Consider the following 20,644-nt stretch of genomic DNA (forward strand, 5'->3'; position numbering starts at 1 on the left):
GTAATGTTAAGCAGCGCTGTGATCGAACAGAGCACCCGGGGTAACGTGACGCGTGACATGTATATCGCCTTTCTCAGCCAGGCCTTTTACCACGTCAGCCATACCGTTCCCCTGCTGATGAGCGCTGGAAGCCGTCTGCCCGCCGGGAAAGAGTGGCTGCAGGCGGCGCTGGCTGAGTATATCGAAGAGGAATATGGCCATCACGAATGGATCCTGAACGATATCCGCGCCTGCGGCGGCGATGCGGACACGGTGCGCAACGGCGCACCCGGCCGGGCCATCGAGCTAATGCTCGCCTATCTCTACTACCGCATCGAGCGCGTCAATCCGCTGTGCATATTCGGCATGGTGCATGTGCTGGAAGGCACCAGCGTTAACATTGCCACGCCGATTGCGGAATCGCTGCAGCATGCGCTGAAATTGCCGGAAGAGGCGACAACCTATCTGCGGTCGCACGGCGCGCTGGATCTGGAGCATCTGAAGTTCTTTGCCAGCCTGATGGACAAAGTGACGGATGTACGCGATCAGCAGGACATCATTCATACCGCCAACGTCGTCTATGCGCTTTACGGCGACATGCTCCGTGCTCTTGCTGAGGTACCCGATGGAACTGCGCAATAAAAATGTGGTGTTGACCGGCGCTAATGGCGGGATCGGTCAGGCGCTGGCTCTGCGCCTGTCCGCCGCGGGGGCCTGTGTCTGGCTGGTTGGCCGCAACCACAGCGAGCTGGAGAACCTGCGTCACCGGATGCAGGACCCCGACCGCCATACCGTATTTGCCCTGTTTGACTACAGCGACGACGAGATGCTCTCGCTCGGCAGCTGTTTTGAGGGCGGGCGGCAGCTTGACGTGCTGATTAACAACGCTGGCACCAGTCGTTTTGCGCGGCTTGAACAGCAGAGTTTTGCGGATATTCGTGAGCAGCTGCGCGTCAATACAGAGATCCCCCTGATTCTGACGCGCGCGCTGATTCATCAGTTCAGTGCCGGCGGCACCATTGTGAATGTGGGCTCAATTCTGGGCGAACTGGGTCATCCGGGCTACAGCGTCTATTGTGCTTCCAAAGCGGCGCTGCATCGCTTTTCGGAAGCGCTGGGCCGGGAGCTTGCCGCAACCGGCGTTAAGGTGGTGTACGCCGCGCCCCGTTCCACCCGAACCGGGCTCAACTCTGCAGCGGTTAACGCCATGAATGCGGCGCTGGGAAACCGGAGTGACACACCGGAAGAGGTCGCACGGTTTATCACAGACACGCTGATCCACGGTCGTCGCAGGGCCAGGATTGGCGTGATGGAAAGCCTGTTTGTCCGCGTTAATGCGCTTTTGCCCGCCCTGGTTGACCGGGCACTGCTCAAAAAGCTGCCGGTTATTAATCGCTTTTTACAGTCTGACGCTTCAGCGGAGATAAAATAAATGAAACCTCTTTTCGCACTGTTAACGCTGTCGCTGACAGCCCTGCCCGGCCTGGCGTCGGCGGAAGCCCCGCTCGCTTCTCTGCAAAAAGCGTGGTCAGTGTGCCAGTACCGTACACTGGAAAATCAGAAACAGGTCTGCCTGAGTGAACTCAGCCAGCAAGCCCATCGCATTCAGGGACGTGACAGCGATCCTGACCTGCTGATCTGGAGCGCAATCATCGACAGTAGCTGGGCAGGTGCGAAAGGCGGGTTGGGCGCACTGAGCCTGGTCAGACAGGCGAAAGCTGACCTGGAAAAAGCCCTGGCGATTAATCCGCAGGCATTGCAGGGCTCGGCCTATACCAGCCTCGGCGCGCTTTACTATCAGGTGCCGGGCTGGCCGGTAGGTTTCGGCGATGATAAAAAAGCCGAGGCGATGCTGCAAAAAGCCCTTGCCATCAATCCTGACGGTATCGATCCCAACTATTTCTATGGCGACTTCCAGCTCGAACAGGGTAATAAAGAGGCGGCCAGACGCTATCTGAATAAGGCGCTTAACGCCGCCCCGCGTCCCGGACGTGACATTGCTGACAGCGGCCGTCATGCCGACATTGAGCGTGACCTGAAAAAACTGGATTAACCGCTGATAATGTCACGCTGTGGGCTATAGTAACGAGCCTGATCCTGACGTTTTCGTTTTCAGAACAGCGGCCAGGATAAGGTTCGTTCAGTGCCCGCCCTGTGGCACTCCCTATCCGATCTGAAAGGAACAGGCTTTTGATACACGGAGAATCGCACAAGATTTCACGCTCTGGCGGGCTGCGTGCCGCCGTGCTGGGTGCCAATGATGGCATTGTTTCCACCGCCAGCCTGCTTACGGGCGTAGCCGCCGCCAACAGCTCATCGCACAGTATTTTACTGGCCGGTGTCGCGGGTATCGTCGCCGGGGCTATGTCGATGGCGACCGGAGAGTATGTCTCCGTTTCTTCGCAGGCTGATACAGAGCGTGCCGCCATCGCTGAAGAGCAGGCTGAGCTGGAAGAGAACTATCAGGCTGAAACGCATGAGCTGGCCTCGATTTATGTCCATCGCGGCCTGAGTCGGGAACTGGCTCATGAGGTGGCTACCGCACTGATGAAACATGATGCGCTGGATGCACATACCCGCGATGAACTCGGCATCTCTGACACCTCAAGCGCACGCCCCCTTCAGGCGGCCCTCTTTTCGGCAGGGAGTTTTACACTGGGTGCAGTCATCCCCTTCATAGCGGCGCTGCTGCATCAGGGTATCGCCGGGATCGTAATTGCAGCACTGCTTGCCCTTATCATTCTGGGGGCTGTCGCCGCCCAGGCCGGTGGCGCGCCGATTTTACGCAGCGTTTTTCGCGTCAGCTTCTGGAGCAGTCTGGCAATGGCCCTGTCGGGCGTCACCGGCGCACTGTTTGGGCATTTCGCGGGTTAGCGAAAATGTGCCGTGCGGTAATGTTATTTCTGCACAGTTAAAAGCAGGTTAAAAGATAACTGTCTGAATCGGAACAGAGGCGGTATAAAGAGGGAGAATTATTCATACAAGGAAAGGTTATGAGTATTAGCAGAGTCTTACTGGTGCTGATTTTTGCCGCCTGCCTGGCAATGTTAATTAAAGCCGGCAGCGTTCATTTCACCGACTATCTTGATGGCAGGATCGATAATCAGATCACTAAGTGGGCAGAGAGAAAGTAGAACTTTAGCCGGTCAGCAAAAGAGGTCGCAACGGTGCGACCTTTTTTTATCAGTCACACAGGCATGCTTCTGCACTATGCAGCGCCCTTCGCTCCCTGCTGCATAGGTTCATATTTTTCCTGATTTTTATGCTATTGTATCAGTTACTTACCATAAAGCCCTCTACTTCACTAAGGATTCCCTGATGTCTCAGACCCTGCTCTATACCCTCTTTCCGGTCACAGCTGCGATAGCGGGTGCAGGTGTCGCTCTGTTCCGCCAGCCGGGGGAAAAGGTGATGAGCCTGATCCACCATTTCACTGCCGGTGTAATATTTTGCGCGGCCGCGACAGAGGTGCTGCCAGGTCTTAAACAACATTCGATGATGGCCGTTATTGCAGGTGGCGTTACCGGTGTGGTGCTGATGATGTTGATCCAGCACTTTGGCGAAAAAGCCGCCAGTCAGAAAGGGATGCTGATCGCGATCGGACTGGATATTTTCATTGACGGTCTGGTGTTGGGAATCAGCTTCGCGGCCGGGGCGAAAACCGGCATCATGCTGACACTGGCGCTGACGCTCGAAATCCTTTTTCTCGGGTTATCGATGGTGGAGGATTTGCGCGCCATGCTCGGCAGCGTAATAAAAGTCCTTATGGCGGTGGCCGGTATTGCCCTGCTTCTGCCTGCCGGGGCGATTGCTGGCATGCCTATCGCCCATCTGGATGAATTCTGGCTGACCTACTTCCTTTCATTTGGCCTGGTGGCGCTGCTCTATCTGGTGACGGAGGAGCTTCTGGTGGAAGCGCACAAGGGCGACCGGGATACCCCGCTGGGTACGGCAATGTTTTTTGCAGGCTTCATGATACTGATGCTGATTGAAGAGGGGCTCTGACTCGCGGCAGGGGTACAGCTAAGCCCCATTCACCTTCTGAATTCAGTGCGTCGCCAGATCAGCCATTCAACTGTTTCTTTTTTCGGGTATTAAAAAGCGTCCCTTGCGACGCTTTTTATTCGCCCGTACAGATCATCCGCTTTTCAGTCTGCATCTTCTGCACGGGCGTTTGCGGTTCAGCCAGTGATGCCAGCCAGCGTCACCGAGGCACCGCCGCAGACGATGACCAGCACATTCTCGTCAGGCTTAAACGTGACTTTTCGATCGTACAGCAGTGACAGCGTCACGCCGCAGGCGGGCTCTGTCAGCACACGGTGGTCATCGAGTAAGCGGCGGCAGGCCCTCAGCGCCTCCTCGTCTGAAACCACTTTGCTTCTGACATCCAGCCGGGTCGCTACGTTAAATACGTTTTCACACACCTGACTGGCGGCCAGGGTGGTGGCAATCCCGCTGACCTTATCCAGCCGGACAAGCTGACCAGCATTCAGCGACGCGTTCAGCGAGGCTGTGCCTTCGGTTTCCACCGCGTAAATGGGGATATGGCTCAGCTGATGCTTCTTCAGCCCTTCCGCGATGCCAGATAGCAAGCTGCCACCGCCCACGGAAAGAATCACCGCATCCGGTCTGACACCTTCGCTGATGACCTCATCCACCAGCGTGCTGATCCCTTCCCACAACAGAGGATGGTCAAACGGATGTACATAAATCTGCTCTTCTGTCGCCAGCGACAGGGCGTAGTCATTTGCTTCACTCCAGATTTTCCCATGAACGATTAACCTTGCGCCTTCCTGTTCAATCAGCTCTCTGGCTCTGGCGGAGGTGGTTTCCGGCACCACGACGGTGACGGGCAATCCCAGCCTGCGGCCACTGTGCGCAACCGCAATACCGGCGTTACCGCCGGAGGAGCTGATAAATCCTCTGGCACCTTTTTCTGCGTAGTGGCGGCAGATATGGCCTGCGCTTCTGAGCTTAAACGAGCCTGTCGGCTGCGACGATTCCATCTTGAGCCAGACGTGAGCACCGCTGTGCTGACTTAACGGCAGAGAACGAATCAGAGCGGTACGGATAGCGATGTCCATGAATTGTATCCTTATATTTTCACCCGGGACGGTGGGTTCAGGCCTGACTGAGCATTCCTGATTGGCGGACAAAGCACAAGAGGCATGAAAGTAATTGGCTCTTTTGCTCAGGTCCTGTGCCTGAAAATCGGCCTGGGATCGCTGCCGTTTCCTTTGCCTGCGGGCTCCTGAGCGCGAACTTCAGTGCAATTCCCAGGCTGTGGCTGAGGCGAGGCGGTAACCGATCATGCGCATCATTATTTCCCGGATACATCGGTTTGCCTCAGCCGTGGGGCAGGTTTCAGCAAAGCTATCGGGGTAGCCGGAAGCTAAAAACAGACTGCCGGACAGACAGATAAACGACTTCAGTTTTGTCTTTTCCTGCCGATGATAAAGCCATGAGCAGGCGGTAGCAGCCAGCCTCGGAACAGCGTGCGATGGCTGTAAGACACGTCGTCCGAATAATTATTCCATCCTGATGCTTTGATGACTTTTCTGATGACACTTTCTGACTGACTCTTGGGTGATATATGGAGCGGAGTTTCTCTTTCAGACATTTATGTACCAACCTGTTCTGCGCCATGCTGTTGTTATGTTCAGCAGATCGAGCATTAGCCCTTTCAAATGGTTGTGCCGTCGTTAACAGCTTATCCGGCTCCTCTTCGCTTTCATACGTCAGCAACCGATACCCGGCGGCAGACTTCGCGCCGGGTGATGCGCTGACGCTGAGCTTCACCGACAGCGGCTCGGGTGCCGGCGCTCCGCCTATGAATACGGATAGCGTCAGCCTGGCCCACTATGATTTCAGCAACGGGCAGACTTACAATGCGACAAACTCCACGAGTACCACGCCACACAGTGTTTCAATTACTGTCCCTGCTGGCAGCCTGGAGGCGAATGGCCTTACTGTTCGTGCCACAACGTCGCATGGCCAGATAAGCAATCTGGTCTTTAACTGCACCAGCACAGTGACGACATCCAGTGATGCGACACTGGGGGCGCTGTCGCTTTCCTCAGGCTCGCTGTCGCCAGCGTTCAGTCCCATGAGCAGTCACTACAGTGCGTCGGTTGCAGACAGCGTGACATCCATAACTGTCACGCCTGTAGTCAGCGAAGGTCATGCCACTGTCAGCGTCAACGGTCAGATCGTCGCCTCGGGTTCTGCTTCGCCCGCCATCAGCCTGACAACAGGAAGCAATACGATTTCTGTGATTGTCACCGCTCAGGATGCAACGACCCGCGCGTACAGCATCACGGTAAACCGCGCAGAGACGCCACCCGCAGCGGCAAACAGCAGTACTACCGTCGCGTCAGGCAGTGTCAACAATCTCATACCGCTGACCCTGACGGGCGGCACACCTACTGCTGTTACGATCGTTACGCCACCTTCACACGGTAGCGCCACCCTCTCAGCGACGACGATCACTTATACACCCGCAGCCGGTTTTTCCGGCAGCGACAGGTTTGTCTGGCGCGCGTCAAACAGTGGCGGAACATCCTCTGATGCCACAGTCCTGCTGACTGTCACCGCTCCGGTCCTCACGGTTTCACCTGCTGGAGGTGCATTTCCGTCTGCGATGGCAGGTGCCGCATGGTCGCAGACGATGACGGCTTCAGGCGGAACCGCGCCTTACACCTGGATCAGCACGGCGCTTCCGCCGGGCCTTACCCTGAATCCTGCATCCGGAACCGTTTCCGGAACGCCTTCAGTTGCAGGCCAGTACAACTTTCGGGTTACGGTCAAAGATGGACTGGGTGCCACAGGCAGCGCGGATTACTCACTGACCGTCAATGCCGCACCACCGGTAGTCAGTGACAGTGCAGCAACTGTCGCTGCAAATAGTAAAGATAACCCTGTGACGCTCAGTATCGCCGGTACCGTGACCTCCGTCAGTATCATGGATAGGCCGGCTCACGGCAGTGCGGTCGTCAGCGGTAAAGCGATTAGCTACACGCCCGCACCGGGTTATGTCGGTAGCGACAGTGTTACTTACACGGCTGCAAACAGCAGTGGCTCCTCGGCGCCTGCCCGTATCTCGCTCAGGGTTACGCCAGTGCTGCTTGATCTGACACCGGCCAGCGGTGCATTGCCAGTCGCCACTGCAGAAAAAGCGTGGAACCAGACCATTAGTGTCAGTGGCGGTATTGCGCCCTATTCCTTCAGTGCCACCAGCCTGCCGGCCGGGATAACACTTAACAGGTCGACCGGGGTTCTGACAGGTTCACCTGTCACAGCAGGTAACTATACATTTCAGATTTCAGCTCTGGACAGTGCGGGATCCAGCGGCACTGCCAGCTATACGCTTACAGTAAATGGCGCTCTGCAGTCACCCCTGCTGTTACAGCCGGCAACCGGTGCACTGCCCCAGGGCGTCGCTGGAAAAATGTATGCGCAGACTTTCAGCGTTAGCGGGGGCGTGGCGCCTTATCAGTGGCAGCTCCACGGATCGCTGCCTGCCGGACTGACTTTCGCTGACAGTCAGCTTAGCGGTACGCCGCAGAGCAGCGGGAGTAGCGCCTTTAGTATTCAGGTTACCGATGCGAACGGGAAAACGCTGCAAACGGCGTACACGCTTGAGATCGGTGCGGCATCCGCAGTGGCGACGGATCACAGCGCCACGCTCAACGCGGGTCAGTCCGTCACGATCTCTCTCACCACTGGTGCCACTTGCGGTCCCTTCACGGGCGCTCAGCTTCTTGACCAGCCAGATCGCACTGCTGGCACTGCATTGGTTCGTGCTTCCGGTACAGACTACGAACTGCTGTTCACCGCAGCGGCTCAGGCCAGCGGGAGCGTCGTCCTCAGATACGCGCTTAGCGGACCGTCCGGCACGACTCAGCCTGCCAGAATCCTGCTGACCATTACGGAACGCCCAAACCCGGCACGGGACGCCGACGTAATTGGCATGGTCAGTGCTCAGTATCGTGCTGCACAAAATTTTGCGCGTGCGCAATTACAGAACGTCAGTGACCGGCTGGAGCAGTTACACAGCGGCGCCAGTTTACCTTCTGACATGCAGGGGATTCGTTTTACGATGCCCTCCTCGCAACCTGAGCAGGATGCCGATCAGAAAATGTGGGCCTCTGCCTGGCAACATCAGCGGCCACGGGCAGAACCCCGTGCAGAGCCGTCCCCTTCACAGTCTTTCACACCCTCGCAGCAGGCTGATCGGTTCTCTTTCTGGACTGGGGGCTTCATAGACTTTGGCAGCGACAAGGATAATGGCGTGCGCTTCAGTCACACCACGGCAGGCATTACCACCGGGGCCGATTATCGATTGTCTCCTGCGGTAACCGCAGGAATGAGCATAGGCTTCGGACGCGATGTCAGTGACATCGGTGACAACAGTTCGCGTAGCAGAGGGCGGGCATTCAGCACGGCGCTCTATGGCAGCTTTCATCCGGGCGCATTTTTTGTTGATGGACTGCTTGGGCAGGGGAAAATGCATTTTGATAGCTGGCGTTACGTTAAAGAAAACAGAGCGGAAGCGCGAGGCAGCCGCCCAGGGCGCCAGATATTCAGCGCGCTGACATCCGGTTATGAATTTCGCACAACGGATACGCTGCTTTCGCCTTATGCCCGTCTGCAGTATTACCAGACCAGACTGGATGGCTATAGTGAAAACCGTGCAGGTGCTTTCAGTCTGGCCTATGCGCCACACACTTTTTCGCAGGTTATGACGGGCGGCGGGCTGCGAGGGGAGCGTGCAGTTCCGGCCCGGTGGGGCACCCTGCGCCTGCAGGGTCGGCTGGAATATACGCAGACGCTGAGCCACACGGGCGAGGCGCGGGTAGGCTATGCCGACACAGGCAATGATACCTGGCAGGTGCCGCTGACGGAGCAGAGTCGCCAGAATATGACGATGGGAACCGCGATTGATTTCCTGTTACCTCACAACATCACGCCAGGCCTCGCTTATCAGGCCACGCTGGGTCTGGATGCCCGGCGTTCACAGAATCAGATGCTGATGTTTCGGTTGAATATCGGTTTCTGAGGAATACACTGACCGGACTCAGGGGAAAGATCGGCGCTGAAGTCACTGATCTCCGGCCTTATTAAGGCCAGGAGGTCTGCACCCTGCCCTGAATGGCAGGCCGCGCCGGTTATAAATGGATATTAATGTGATTGATTTCAGTCAGTTCAATGAGCGTTTTGAACGGCTCAGTTCGCGCTTACCGGCTTCGGATAATACTGAAGAGCATGAGTCAGACGGCTTGTACTTCCGTTTTCATCTGCCCGCGGGTGAGGTGAACGATGTCATTCTCATCTATCACGGCGGGGGTGTTAACGCCGACGCGGGTTACACCATTCCTGCCCGTCAGATAAGCGCACGGGGGGCCGTCTGTGTTTGTCTGGTCGATATTCGCGGGCATGGCCGCTCACTGGGGCCAAAAGGTGACGTGACCAGCCCACAGCAGATTTGGCAGGATGTTGACACCGTTTTTGACGCGGTTGCCCGTAGGTTTCCCGGCGTCAGAATCCATCTGCTCGGTCACTCCAGCGGCGGTGGCATGCTGATCAATTACTTCACCTGCCACGCTCCACGCAATAAAGCTGACAGTCTGATTTTACTGGCACCCGAGCTGGGTCCCTTTGCGCCAGCCCACATCATCAGAACAGGGGCAACGCCGTTCTCATCCGTGAACAGACTGCCTTTTATCGTTAATGCGCTGACGCAGGGAAAATTATGCGGCAGGCGCTCTGCCGTTAAGCTCCATTTTCCTGAAGAGGTTTTGACAGCAAGACCAGACTTTGCCAGAGCGTACAGCGTAAACATGGCAAACGCCCTGACACCCCGTCAGCCCGCCAGGCAGATCGCTGCCCTGCCATTACCTGTTACCGTGCTTCTTCCGGAGTGTGATGAACTCGCTAATCCGCAACAGGTAGCTGCATTTGTTGAAGGGTGCGCAAATCAGAACATTACGGTCCGGCAGATAAAGAACAGTAACCATCTTGAGTCTGTTTTTGATGCCAGTGATGCGATCTGCCACCATTTATGCAGCGTTAATACCCGCGCTGATCCGCAGGAACGCTGATTTGCATCAGGCTGAACGAGGGAATAAAGGTCTGTCTGCCTGAGTGGCAGACAGGCCCCGATCTAGAGTGCAAACAGGCCGGGGCGACTATCCGCTCCGGCCGTCAGGATCAAGCCAGTTGCTGATTATGCTGGTTCAGGATATCCGCCAGTGTCCCCTGATGGCTGACAGAAACGTTGGGATAAAGATCGCCCTGATGGCTGTCCAGCGTACGGACTTCCTCCAGGTTCCAGACACCGCCCTGTGTGTCACTCAGCATGAGCACATTGCTATCCGCGTCTGTTATCGCCATTGCTCCGGGGCTCAGTTCCGACAAAGCCGTCTGCCCTGGCGTGATATGACTGCTGAACGCGGCCAGATCGATCCCCGGTGGGTTATCTGCTTTCAGCCCGAGCGTGGCAAAATCCAGCCCAGTGGCCGTGTCATTCGACGGTAACAAGTCGTGACCCGCCACGTTGTCTGGCCGGGCGAGCAGATTCGCGAAAGTAAACGAAAAGGCGTTACTGCTTTCTGTCCCGAAGAGATGGCTGACAGTCTCCGTTGCAGGCACCGGCGACACAACATGAGCGGTTTCCGTCTGGTGGTCACTGACACTGCTGCTGGCCGGGATCACAGACGCGTCCGGACTCTCCAGGGCTGCCGCAACGGGACGCAGTTGCGGGTCGGCGCTGTCCGAAACAACGTTAGCATGTCCGTCAGCCTCGCCAGCGCTCAGCTTTTCCCCACTCTGTGCAGACTGTTGCACCTCAGAAATTTCAGGCTGAACGGCCTGACTGGTAGCCGGTGACGGGCTGTGGTATTCCCCGGACTTCATGGTGAAGAGAACAGGGGTTTCTGCCGTTCCCGCTGGCGGTTGATCGTGGCTGGCCTCCGGATGAATCAGAGGGTTAACGGTAATATTTTTAGCCGCCGCTTTCGGCGCACAAGCTTCCATCTGGAAATGCGTCGTCATTGTTGCCGAATGTCCCGCAGCATCGGTGGCAGTCACGACGATGTCGTGCTGTCCTTTGCCAAAGCCGGTTTTCATCATCCCCGGTGTCAGGGCCAGGCTCCAGTGACCATCGTCGCTGACGGTTGCGGCATGATGCTTACCGCCAATATTTACTGTAACCGTCTGACCGCTGCCGGTGATGCCCGTGGTGCCGGTCAGCGTTTCGGTCTCTTTTTTCTCCGCCCGGCTCAACAGACCATCACCAAATGGTGTATCTATTGCAGGCGCAGGCTCGCCTCCGTTGCCTGTAATCGGTGAAGTCAGATCCGCTGTGACGTAACTTCCCTGTTCAAACCAGTTTCCGGCGCCGTCCAGCACGCCGAACGTCAGGTGATTCCCCCCTTCCGAAAGCTCCGTCGCGCTGATTTCTGCCCGCCAGCTGCCATCTGGCTGAATCGTGACTTTATTCCAGTGGAAGGTATCGTCAATCTGTACCGAGAAGGTGTTAAGCGGCAGCGGTGCCTCCAGCGTTCCGCTGAGGACGTACCATGTCTCACCATCATGCTGCACGGCATCCGCCAGCGTCACCGGGTTGACCGTCACCTTCGGGTTGCTGCTGCCGTAGTGGGTGATCAGCAGCAGGTCGTGGGTCAGGCTGGTACTGTTGCCGTCCGCGTCCGCTGCGCTGACCGTGATGCTGTAGTTGCCATCCTTAATCGTCTTCAGCTCGCTGTCGGAAATATCGACCTGCCACCGGTCATGGCTGACGCTGCCCTGCCAGACGCGGCCGTCCAGCGTCAGCGTAACGGCCGTGCCGGAAGGAAGGTGGGACGCGGTGCCGGTCAGGATAACGCCGTAGATCCCCTCTTTGTAGCTCACGGCGTTGTCGCCGTTGACGGGGTCCAGCGTCAGGGCCGGCAGCGCCTCGGAGGCGTAGATTTCCACCCCGGACGAGGCGTAAGCGCGGTTGCCCGCCGCGTCGGTGACGGTGGCCGCGGCGCGGTAACTCCCTTCCCCCATCGCCTGCAGCGTTTCCGCCGGTACGGTGAACTGCCACTGCCCGCTCTGCCCGATCACGTCACTCCAGTGAAGATCGCCAAAGGTAACTTCGATGGCGCTGCCCGCCTCGCCGCTGCCCGCGATCACCAGCGGCTGACTGATTTCGCTGCGGTCGATCAGCCCGTCGCCGGACAGCGTCTTAATCGCGACGGACGGATCCAGTGTATCGGTGATAAAGGTCGCCTCAGCGACGCCGGTCTGGCCCCAGAGGTCGGTGGCAGTGAGCGTCAGGCTGTGACTGCCCTCGGTTAACTCAGCCTGGATCAGCTGGTCCCGGGAAAGCGGCACCTGCCAGTTGCCCCCGCTGTCCACGGTGCCCGCGTAGTCAATGCCGTCCAGGGACAGCACGATGCGCTGACCCGCCCCGGACACGCCCGTGGTGCCGCGCAGCGTGACCGGCTCATAGCGTTCATGCGCGTTCATGTACCCGTCGCCAAACGGCGTGTCGATGACCGGCTGCGGCGGCAGCGTGCCGGACGGCGGCGCCGACGCGTCGACGACAATCGCTTTGCTGGCGGTGGTGATGCCGCCGACGCTGTTTTCAAAGCTGACGCTGAGGGTGCCCGCGCCCACGGGCAGCACCTGCAGGTCGGCCGCCGGCAGGGTAACGCTCCAGCTGCCGTCCGCCGCCAGCGCCGTGGTGTAGCTCTGGCCGTTGAGCATGACGGTCAGCGTGCTGCCTTCGGCCAGGTTCTCCAGGGTCCCGCTGACGGTCTGGTCTGAAAGTTTCTCCTCCGCGCTCAGCACGCCGTCGCCGGTGAAGCTGTGAATGGTCAGAACGGGCGCGGCGCTGACCGGTGTGTCACCGCCGTCAGGCGGAGTGGAGCCGCCGTCAGGCGGAGTGGAGCCGCCGTCCGACGGATTTTCCTCGTGAACCGGAGGCTCCCCGGAGCCCGCATCGACCGGGGTGGTCAGGTCGGCCGTGACGTAGCCGTCCTTTTCAAACCAGTTCCCGGCGCCGTCCAGCACGCCGAACACCAGGCTGTTGCCCCCGCCGGACAGCTCCGACGCGCTGATTTCCGCGCGCCAGCTGCCGTCCGCCCGCACCACCGCCGTGTTCCAGTGGAAGGTGTCATACACCTGCACCATAAAGGAGTTAATCGGCAGCGGTGCCTCCATCGTGCCGCTGAGCACGTACCAGGTTTCCCCGTTGTACTCGAACGCATCCGCCAGCGTCACCGGGTTGACGGTCACCTTCGGGCTGCTGCTGCCGTAGTGGGTGATCAGCAGCAGGTCGTGGGTCAGGCTGGTACTGTTGCCGTCTGCGTCCGCTGCGCTGACCGTGATGCTGTAGTTGCCATCCTTAATCGTCTTCAGCTCGCTGTCGGAAATATCGACCTGCCACCGATCCTGGCTGACGCTGCCCTGCCAGACCCGGCCGTCCAGCGTCAGCGCAATGGCCGTGCCGGAAGGAAGGTGGGACGCGGTGCCGGTCAGGATAACGCCGTAGATCCCCTCTTTGTAGCTCACGGCGTTGTCGCCGTTGACGGGATCCAGCGTCAGGGCCGGCAGGACAATGGCGTCCGCCTTTTCGTCTTCGGTAGCGCCATTTAGTGCTGGCGCAGTTTCTGCCGCCTGTACAAGCGTTAAGGTTGATGCAGCTTTGCCAGAGATCGTTTCCGTTTCAACAGGTCTGTTATCCGACACCGTCTCAGCACCTGCCAGAACCCGGCTTTCCGCGTTCGTGACTTCAGATGACAGGGGTACAGTGATGGAATTAAACGTTGGGGCCGGAGCGTCTGTGTGTTCTGCAGGATGCAGAATGGGTGTCAGCGTACTAAGCGCCTGGGCATAATTCTCTTCCTCTGTACTGAACGTTGCCTGTTGCAACAGGCTTCCCTGCTGGAACAGTAATTTACTTTGCTGGCCTGCAACGTCAGTAAAGAAGTTCTGATAGCGTAGCGTGTCGCTCTCCTGCAGGTTGAGGATAAGGTCATCCCACTGCCTGTGATAAGACGTAACCTGAGAAGGTAAGCCCTGCAAGGTAACAATGGCTGGTTCGTTCAGAATAAAGGATGACGTGTTTTGAGTCTGACGAAAGAGTGGCTGACCGCCTGTCAGCGAGATGACCGTGAAACGGCCCGTGCCTGAAAAAGCCATGGAGATTTCCTTATGTACCAGGGAGTGAGTCGCAATGCCGTTAAAAATAAAGCGCCGCTTTACTAATTTCAGGCACGCAGATGCCAGCGACCCGATAAAGGTGCTGAGCCAGACCCGATACTCAACGGATTAATCGCAATCCGTAACAAGGACAATGGTTAAGAAGATGAGCCAGATTAGTTAATCAGTTCTGAAGACAGTTTCTGTCTGCCAATAAAATAAATCAGCACCATTCTTTGTAAGAGTTCGAGCGTCGGCTCATTCAACTCCCATCAATCTCAATGACTTATTGCCATAGAAATATGAATGGTTGACGCTGGATAAACACAAAATAGCCTTCACCTCTCTCTCTGACTACCAGGCAAAATCTGGAATTGCACCTGGTAATAGTTGATGCTTTCTGTTGTTTTTAATGTTTTCAGACATCTGAATGCGATAGGCGCTCATACGTTTTCTCCCTGACTCCCGATTTTATTAACAAACAGAATTTATCAGGTAATGTTAATAATTAAGGCCGGAGCCATCCTGCCGTTACACAAGATAACTTCCTGCCGACTGGTGCTGGCCGCGCGGGTTATGAGCTGGATCTGTCCATCAGGTGCATGACAGCCATCCCAGGGAGATAGAATTTATGTACGCAGAGAGAGACAGGGCATCCGCCTGACCTTTATTTCTGCCGTGACGCCTGCCAGTTACAGGATCCATTCAGGACGTCGGTATTAAAAATCCCGGTTCAGCCCGTCAGTTGCACCCGAAAAGAAGTAAATTTCTTTTTATAAATGGCATCAAAACGCTTATTATTTTTAAGGTAAAGTCACTTAAATAGCGGCTTTCATTGTCACATTCAGATCCGGGTAAATTAAATTCCCGACATTCTTTTGCATACTGGCTAATCCGACGATGTCATACACGCACGCGCTACGCGTGATGGCGTTCGGTTTATTACGTCACAGGATAGCCCCTGCAATAACTCTGTTCAGAAACAGCACCTGTTGCTTTGGCCAGGCTGATAAAATCTGCAATTCTGAAAAGGCCGCCAGAGGCGTAACGGGCGATTCTGATGCTATGCGGCGATGAGGCGCATTTAATTTAATCTTTTTTCACAACGTTAACAGCAACCCTTTTTCTTCTCAGGCATTATGAATTTCTGTCTGTATTTAGCAGTGATGATATTGAGCCGTGTTCATTGCGGTCAGGTTTCACATAGCCGTTATTCATGCCAGCAAGATAAGGCTGAAAGCATACAGATACCGCACTTTCGCCCCTCAGAAGAAAGCGAAAAACAGGGCAGCACGATGCGTTGCAGTAACGAAAACTGAATGTAAGCAACCTCTGCTGACAGTGCGTTCTCAGGGATGGAGAGCATCCCAGAAAAATGGGGCCCTGAGGCCCCATTCATCGTTCAGTGAATTTTCAGCAAGCGCTATTCAGGTAAAGCGTAAACCACCACCTGATCACCTACCTGATCCTTAAGGATGGTATTACCGCCAGCCACAAATGCGACGTACTGACGGCCTTTGTACTCATAGACAGAGGGATTAGCTACTGCCGGAGCTTCAGCCTGATCGGACCATAACTCTTTACCATTTTCCACAGAATAGGCGCGAACTTTGGCATCCATTGACGCACCAATGAATATCACTCCGCCTGCTGTCACTGCCGGGCCGCCGATGGTCGGTGATCCCCAGCTTTCTGGCATGAAGAAGCCATATTGCTGAGAGGCGCCGACAGGACGACGCCATTTAACGTCACCGGTGTGCATATCGATGGCTACGATTTCGCCAAAAGGAGGCTGCCAGCACGGCATGCCCAGCCAGTTATTGGCAACCATCAGACGCAGTCCGTAAGGCGCGCCCTCCTGAGGAGCAAAACCGCTTTCATTACCGGAGCCATTATCCGCTTTTTCATAATCTTCGCGGCTATAGAGTTTTACATACTGCACAATGTGTGAGGTGTTAACGATCGCAATCTGTTTTTGTGGGTCGAACGCAACACCCCCCCACTGCACGCCGCCTGCACTGTCTGGATAGGTCAGTGCACCTTCGCCTTTGGTGGTTGGCGGCGTATACATGCCCTTATAGGTCAGCTTATCCCATAACCTTGAACACTGGCCCGCTCCTACGACATCCGCCAGTTTCCAGATTGCCGGCTTTTTCGACTGGTCAAGCAGCGGCGCGGGTTTAGTCGGGAATGGCTGCGTGGGTGAAAGTACTTCACCCTGAACAGAGCCATCCCCCTGCGGAACAGGACGCTCTTCAATTGGCCAGACATCCTCACCGGTCAGACGATTTACCACAAACAGAAAGCCCTGCTTAGTGGCCTGAATAAGTGCCGGAATCTGTTTGCCGTTGACTGTAATATCCATCAGCGTCGGCGCAGAGTTGATATCGTAGTCCCACACATCGTGATGCACCCACTGACGTGACCAGACCACTTTACCGGTATTCACATCCAGTGCAGTGGTCGAAGTCCCCAGCGGGATAGGAGCAGTGCGGTTCCCGCCCCAGTAGTTAGGGGAAGGTGATGAAACAGGTAAATAGACCAGGCCATGCGCCTCATCCGCTGACATGTGCGTCCAGACGTTTGCCGTGCCTGTGCGTTTACGGACCGCTTCAGGAATGGCTTCAAACGTCCATTCACGTTTGCCCGTCTGCGCATTTACGGCAAACACGGTGCCCGGCGGCGCTTCGGCATAGGCCCAGTCCTTACCCGCCCAGCCAATCAGCAGATGATTACCCACAACGGTTGGCGGCTGCAGAACGGAAAGCGGGTATTTGGCGTTGATGGTATTCCATTGATTCAGATCCAATACGCCATTGTCTGCAAAGTCACTGCACGGCTTACCTGAATCGGCATCCAGCGCAAAGAGCTTGCCATCCACCGTCCCCATATAAACGATTTTCTGACATGCCTGTCCGGCGACTGGCGTTTTTGCCTGCCAGTAAGAGACGCCGCGGTTTTTCAGCACTGGCTGCGTCAGAGCCTTACGCGAGGATTTAGTGTCGTAGTGCCATTTCTCTTTGCCTGTACCGGGGTCGAGGGCAATCAGACGGTCGAAAGGGGTACCGATATACAGTGTCTCGTTGGCAAAAATAGGGGTGGCTGACCAGACCGTAGCGGGTGTATCGCCTTTACCATCTGATACGTCGCCGGTATGAAATTCCCAGATTTTTTTCAGGTTACCGACGTTGTCAGCCGTAATCTGTTTGAGCGGACTGTATTTCTGCGCGTTCAGCTGGCCATGAAAGCTGTCCCAGGTGGCAGCCGATGGCACCAGCGGGGTTGACGGGTTATCTGCAGACGCGACCCTCTCTGCATCGTGCTGACCGGTTGATGCATCGCCGGTGGTTTTTGTCGTGCGGGGAGATTGCTGATCGGCCGCTTCCGGGCTGACATTTTCCCGCGCGCCCATGGAGGCTTCAGCCGCTTTATCCTGCGCATGCAGTGTCAGGGGGGCAAGCAGCAGCGCCAGCGCCGTCATGCTGACTTTCATTACCAATTGATGTTTAGTGTTGTGCACAGGGGGATCCTCAGGCTCTGACGCGATGGTTATGGCTGGCAGATTTTTTATTCAGCATTATCAGACCGACTAAACCGATTACCATCGCTGCCGTAATGATGTACTGATGCAGCAGGGCAGCTGCAAAAGCGGTTCCGAACAACACAAGCAGAGTCAGTATTATTAACGTCGTTCGTGCCCCCCGACCGGATACTCCCCGTAACAGGAATGTAAGTAGCGCAAGAATGGCGCTCGCGATAGCCACACCCAGCGCGCCAATCGTGCCGGTAACACCGGTAAGCGGCGTCATCCATGCATACAAAGCCACGACGAAACCAATCACGGCGGCCAGCAGCAGCAGTAAGCTGCCTGGCCGTGAAGTTTGAGATTGCAACATAACAGGTCGTCCCATGTGAAAATGATCAATGATTAACTATGGCGCACTGACACGTTTATGCGTCTGTTTTCATCAGATAATGATAAAAAAACCGGCCATCTTTAACCGGCTCAGCATGTTATCGGTTCAGACCTGATGGCAATGCGTAAACATCGCTGAAAGCGGCCCGCATTCAGGATGGTTGAAAAACAGTATTTCGCAAGCCGGACAGAAGAGTGCTTAGGTAAAGCATCGGGAAAGGCGTTGGCAATCTCAGCAGACAAGGCGTGATAATCAACGGGGAGCAGATCGATGCGTGCTAGAAAGGTATATATGTGATTTATAATTAATATATGGCTTTTCCGCGCACACATAAATTTACCCTTGTAACCCATGCCATAACGGATATGATATATACAAGACATATACGTTTCATATAAGGTCAAAATGGGTATCGTTAAAATTTCCGACCTGATGCATGAAAACCTGCGCATCGCCAGTCAGGCGATGAGCCGCTCGATTAATGCACAGGCAGAACACTGGCTGAAACTGGGGATGCTTGCTGAACTTTATCCGCAGCATACCCAGCAGCAGCTGGCGCAAATGCTGATCCGGCTCGAACTGCAGGGCAGCGCCGATATACGCAATATGCTCGCCAAAGAGAGCCTCACCGCACAGGGAGACGTGTCATGAACAGCGTTAAAATACATACCGCCGCAGAGATCGAAATGGCGCGCGCAGCTGGTCAGGCTGCGGCTCAGGTGCTGGCGATGATTACGCCTCACGTCCGTCCCGGCATCACCACCGAAGAGCTGGATGATATCTGCCATGACTTCATCGTGAATACGCTTAAGGTAACGCCTGCCAATATTGGTTATCACGGCTATACCCGCACCACCTGCACCTCGGTCAACCATGTTGTATGCCATGGCATCCCGGCCAGCAAGAAATTAAAGGATGGGGATATTGTTAACATCGATGTGGCAATCATCAAAGATGGCTGGTACGGCGATACCAGCCGGATGTATTTCGTCGGCACGCCTTCGGTGCGGGCAAAACGACTGGTCGAAATTACCTATCAGTCGATGGTCGCCGGGATTAAAACCGTCCGGCCTGGCGCAACGCTGGGCGATGTGGGTGCCGCCATTCAGCGTGTGGCGGAAGGTGCCGGTTTCTCGGTCGTGCGGGAGTATTGTGGTCACGGCGTCGGTGAGATCTACCATACCGATCCGCAGGTACTGCATTACGGCACGCCAGGTGAGGGAATGCCGCTTAAGGCTGGGATGATTTTCACTATTGAACCGATGATCAATGCCGGCAAAGCCGGAACCAGCGTGCTATCCGATGGCTGGACCGTTGTGACCAAAGATCGCTCGCTCTCTGCGCAGTGGGAACACACCGTGGCCGTCACAGAGAGCGGTTTTGACCTGCTGACGCCATGGCCTGATGGCACGGGCCACTATTCCGCGATTTAATCTGACGCCTGACATCTGCCCTCAGGCTGATGATCAGCGCCAGACCTCAGCGTGACGGTCTCGCCGGTGTGCCAGATAAGCACATCATTGCGTCCGGCACGCTTGACCCGGTAAAGCGCCTCATCTGCATATCGCAGCCACTCATGAATCGATGCCGCATCACGCGCCGCTGCAATACCGATGCTGACCGAGCACTGATAAGTTGATGAGGCTGGCAATCTGAGCAGCGAAATGCCCTGTTTAATCTGCCCGGCCAGCAGCATAATGCTGGTTTCATCTGCCTCCCGGACAATCACACATAGCTCATCGCCGCCAAAACGGGCGGGCACATCCTTCAGGCCCACGCTGTCGCGCAGCAGTGCTGATATTTCTGCCAGCAGAAAGTCGCCCGCTTCATGGCCAAACGTGTCGTTAACCTGTTTAAAGTGATCCACATCCAGCAGCATCAGCCAGGCATTACCCTCACCCCGCTGCGTGCGAAGAAACTCACTTTCAAGCCGCCGTTCGAACAGACGCCGGTTAGGGATCTTCAGACCGGGATCCATCAGGGCAATGCGTTCCAGCTCGCGGTTTTTTTTTCGCAGACTCAGGGTCAGCGTGTGTGACACCACGCTGAGCACCAGCAGATAGCCACTGGCCAGTGGCAACGTCAGCCAGACGGTGCGGGTACTGAATGTCAGGAGTAAAGGCGCGCCCTGTGCCAGCCAGACCAGCAGAAAAGTGAGCATAAAAGCCTGCAAAGCTGATTTCAGCTGGCCCCACCCGCCAGCCGAGTAGCGATCAGAAATCAGTACCGCCATGATAATGACTGAAGGCAGTGGGCTCAGCGCCATCAGCGCAACCCAGACGCCGCCAAAGGCCGCATCCAGCGTCAGGTTTTTACGTTCAAATCCGGTGGGATCGCGTGATCGCAGTGCCAGTCTGTAAGCGGCACAGGGCCAGACAAACGCATTGATAAACAGCAGTGCGCACACTTCAGCACTTTTTCCCCTTTCCATCAGCACCGAAAGAATGGGCAGAAAGCAGAGAAATGTGCCGAGCTGGCGCATCATAAACATACGGCGCACAAATCGTGTCGAGCGGCGCTTCAGCTGGACATCGTCAGGGGTATAGTAATTCATAGGC

The 20,644-nt window shown here is 56.1% G+C and carries 15 protein-coding genes; 10 read left to right on the plus strand and 5 right to left on the minus strand.

Features of this window, described 5'->3' with window-relative positions; all coding sequences use genetic code 11:
• Positions 1 to 3 precede the first annotated feature (3 nt).
• The 6 genes from ACLHDD_RS20030 (at position 4) to ACLHDD_RS20055 (ending at position 3,984) form a co-directional block, all read left to right on the plus strand.
• Complete coding sequence (locus tag ACLHDD_RS20030) at positions 4 to 621, plus strand: TenA family transcriptional regulator (protein WP_427105576.1); 618 nt, start codon at positions 4 to 6, stop codon at positions 619 to 621.
• The gene (locus tag ACLHDD_RS20035) at positions 605 to 1,411 is read left to right on the plus strand and encodes an SDR family oxidoreductase (RefSeq protein ID WP_427105577.1); all 807 of its coding nucleotides are present in this window, start codon (positions 605 to 607) and stop codon (positions 1,409 to 1,411) included. The genes ACLHDD_RS20030 and ACLHDD_RS20035 overlap by 17 nt, the downstream gene beginning before the upstream one ends.
• Complete coding sequence (locus ACLHDD_RS20040) at positions 1,412 to 2,032, plus strand: tetratricopeptide repeat protein (protein ID WP_427105578.1); 621 nt, start codon at positions 1,412 to 1,414, stop codon at positions 2,030 to 2,032. It begins immediately after the preceding gene.
• 140 nt (positions 2,033 to 2,172) lie between these two features.
• Positions 2,173 to 2,853 carry a VIT1/CCC1 transporter family protein gene (locus ACLHDD_RS20045; RefSeq protein WP_427105659.1) on the plus strand — a complete coding sequence of 227 codons (681 nt, stop codon included), beginning with the start codon at positions 2,173 to 2,175 and terminating at the stop codon, positions 2,851 to 2,853.
• 119 nt (positions 2,854 to 2,972) lie between these two features.
• Positions 2,973 to 3,113, plus strand: coding sequence for a hypothetical protein (locus tag ACLHDD_RS20050; RefSeq protein WP_427105579.1), 141 nt, complete (start codon positions 2,973 to 2,975; stop codon positions 3,111 to 3,113).
• 184 nt (positions 3,114 to 3,297) lie between these two features.
• Positions 3,298 to 3,984, plus strand: a complete 687-nt coding sequence (locus ACLHDD_RS20055; RefSeq protein WP_427105580.1) for a ZIP family metal transporter — start codon at positions 3,298 to 3,300, stop codon at positions 3,982 to 3,984.
• Positions 3,985 to 4,160: 176 nt separating this feature from the next.
• On the opposite strand, the gene ACLHDD_RS20060 is transcribed toward ACLHDD_RS20055, so the two are convergent.
• Positions 4,161 to 5,063, minus strand: a complete 903-nt coding sequence (locus tag ACLHDD_RS20060) for a pyridoxal-phosphate dependent enzyme (RefSeq protein ID WP_427105581.1) — start codon at positions 5,061 to 5,063, stop codon at positions 4,161 to 4,163.
• A 746-nt stretch (positions 5,064 to 5,809) separates the two neighbouring features.
• Here ACLHDD_RS20060 and ACLHDD_RS20065 point away from each other — a divergent pair.
• The gene (locus tag ACLHDD_RS20065) at positions 5,810 to 9,037 is read left to right on the plus strand and encodes an autotransporter domain-containing protein (RefSeq protein ID WP_427105582.1); all 3,228 of its coding nucleotides are present in this window, start codon (positions 5,810 to 5,812) and stop codon (positions 9,035 to 9,037) included.
• Positions 9,038 to 9,152: 115 nt separating this feature from the next.
• Positions 9,153 to 10,079 carry an alpha/beta hydrolase gene (locus tag ACLHDD_RS20070; protein WP_427105583.1) on the plus strand — a complete coding sequence of 309 codons (927 nt, stop codon included), beginning with the start codon at positions 9,153 to 9,155 and terminating at the stop codon, positions 10,077 to 10,079.
• A gap of 109 nt (positions 10,080 to 10,188) precedes the next feature.
• Here ACLHDD_RS20070 and ACLHDD_RS20075 read toward each other — a convergent pair whose 3' ends face one another.
• The 3 genes from ACLHDD_RS20075 to ACLHDD_RS20085 form a co-directional block, all read right to left on the minus strand.
• Positions 10,189 to 14,169, minus strand: a complete 3,981-nt coding sequence (locus ACLHDD_RS20075) for a BapA/Bap/LapF family prefix-like domain-containing protein (RefSeq protein WP_427105584.1) — start codon at positions 14,167 to 14,169, stop codon at positions 10,189 to 10,191.
• A 1,423-nt stretch (positions 14,170 to 15,592) separates the two neighbouring features.
• Positions 15,593 to 17,650 (minus strand): pyrroloquinoline quinone-dependent dehydrogenase, encoded by a 2,058-nt coding sequence (locus ACLHDD_RS20080; RefSeq protein WP_427105660.1) that lies wholly within the window; start codon positions 17,648 to 17,650, stop codon positions 15,593 to 15,595.
• Positions 17,651 to 17,699: 49 nt separating this feature from the next.
• Positions 17,700 to 18,065: a hypothetical protein gene (locus ACLHDD_RS20085; RefSeq protein WP_427105585.1), complete on the minus strand. Its 366-nt coding sequence runs from the start codon at positions 18,063 to 18,065 to the stop codon at positions 17,700 to 17,702.
• A gap of 426 nt (positions 18,066 to 18,491) precedes the next feature.
• On the opposite strand from ACLHDD_RS20085, the gene ACLHDD_RS20090 reads away from it, so the two are divergent.
• Together ACLHDD_RS20090 and map are read left to right on the plus strand one after the other, a co-directional pair.
• Positions 18,492 to 18,737, plus strand: coding sequence for a ParD-like family protein (locus tag ACLHDD_RS20090; protein ID WP_427105586.1), 246 nt, complete (start codon positions 18,492 to 18,494; stop codon positions 18,735 to 18,737).
• The gene (gene map, locus ACLHDD_RS20095) at positions 18,734 to 19,519 is read left to right on the plus strand and encodes a type I methionyl aminopeptidase (RefSeq protein WP_427105587.1); all 786 of its coding nucleotides are present in this window, start codon (positions 18,734 to 18,736) and stop codon (positions 19,517 to 19,519) included. The genes ACLHDD_RS20090 and map overlap by 4 nt, the downstream gene beginning before the upstream one ends.
• Here the strand turns inward: map and ACLHDD_RS20100 are convergent.
• Positions 19,516 to 20,640: a diguanylate cyclase gene (locus ACLHDD_RS20100; protein WP_427105588.1), complete on the minus strand. Its 1,125-nt coding sequence runs from the start codon at positions 20,638 to 20,640 to the stop codon at positions 19,516 to 19,518. The genes map and ACLHDD_RS20100 overlap by 4 nt on opposite strands.
• Positions 20,641 to 20,644: the final 4 nt, after the last annotated feature.

Origin of the sequence: Pantoea sp. NSTU24 (assembly GCF_050157905.1) — a bacterium.
Lineage (GTDB): Bacteria > Pseudomonadota > Gammaproteobacteria > Enterobacterales > Enterobacteriaceae > Pantoea.

What these genes read in the sequence shown, in the direction of transcription:
- ACLHDD_RS20080 (WP_427105660.1), bottom strand. Translation starts at nt 17,650, where the DNA reads ATGACGGCGCTGGCGCTGCTGCTTGCCCCCCTGACACTGCATGCGCAG.
- ACLHDD_RS20065 (WP_427105582.1), top strand. Translation starts at nt 5,810, where the DNA reads ATGAATACGGATAGCGTCAGCCTGGCCCACTATGATTTCAGCAACGGG.
- ACLHDD_RS20070 (WP_427105583.1), top strand. Translation starts at nt 9,153, where the DNA reads ATGGATATTAATGTGATTGATTTCAGTCAGTTCAATGAGCGTTTTGAA.
- ACLHDD_RS20100 (WP_427105588.1), bottom strand. Translation starts at nt 20,640, where the DNA reads ATGAATTACTATACCCCTGACGATGTCCAGCTGAAGCGCCGCTCGACA.
- ACLHDD_RS20090 (WP_427105586.1), top strand. Translation starts at nt 18,492, where the DNA reads ATGGGTATCGTTAAAATTTCCGACCTGATGCATGAAAACCTGCGCATC.
- ACLHDD_RS20035 (WP_427105577.1), top strand. Translation starts at nt 605, where the DNA reads ATGGAACTGCGCAATAAAAATGTGGTGTTGACCGGCGCTAATGGCGGG.
- ACLHDD_RS20050 (WP_427105579.1), top strand. Translation starts at nt 2,973, where the DNA reads ATGAGTATTAGCAGAGTCTTACTGGTGCTGATTTTTGCCGCCTGCCTG.
- ACLHDD_RS20040 (WP_427105578.1), top strand. Translation starts at nt 1,412, where the DNA reads ATGAAACCTCTTTTCGCACTGTTAACGCTGTCGCTGACAGCCCTGCCC.
- ACLHDD_RS20085 (WP_427105585.1), bottom strand. Translation starts at nt 18,065, where the DNA reads ATGTTGCAATCTCAAACTTCACGGCCAGGCAGCTTACTGCTGCTGCTG.
- ACLHDD_RS20060 (WP_427105581.1), bottom strand. Translation starts at nt 5,063, where the DNA reads ATGGACATCGCTATCCGTACCGCTCTGATTCGTTCTCTGCCGTTAAGT.
- ACLHDD_RS20030 (WP_427105576.1), top strand. Translation starts at nt 4, where the DNA reads ATGTTAAGCAGCGCTGTGATCGAACAGAGCACCCGGGGTAACGTGACG.
- ACLHDD_RS20075 (WP_427105584.1), bottom strand. Translation starts at nt 14,169, where the DNA reads ATGGCTTTTTCAGGCACGGGCCGTTTCACGGTCATCTCGCTGACAGGC.
- map (WP_427105587.1), top strand. Translation starts at nt 18,734, where the DNA reads ATGAACAGCGTTAAAATACATACCGCCGCAGAGATCGAAATGGCGCGC.
- ACLHDD_RS20055 (WP_427105580.1), top strand. Translation starts at nt 3,298, where the DNA reads ATGTCTCAGACCCTGCTCTATACCCTCTTTCCGGTCACAGCTGCGATA.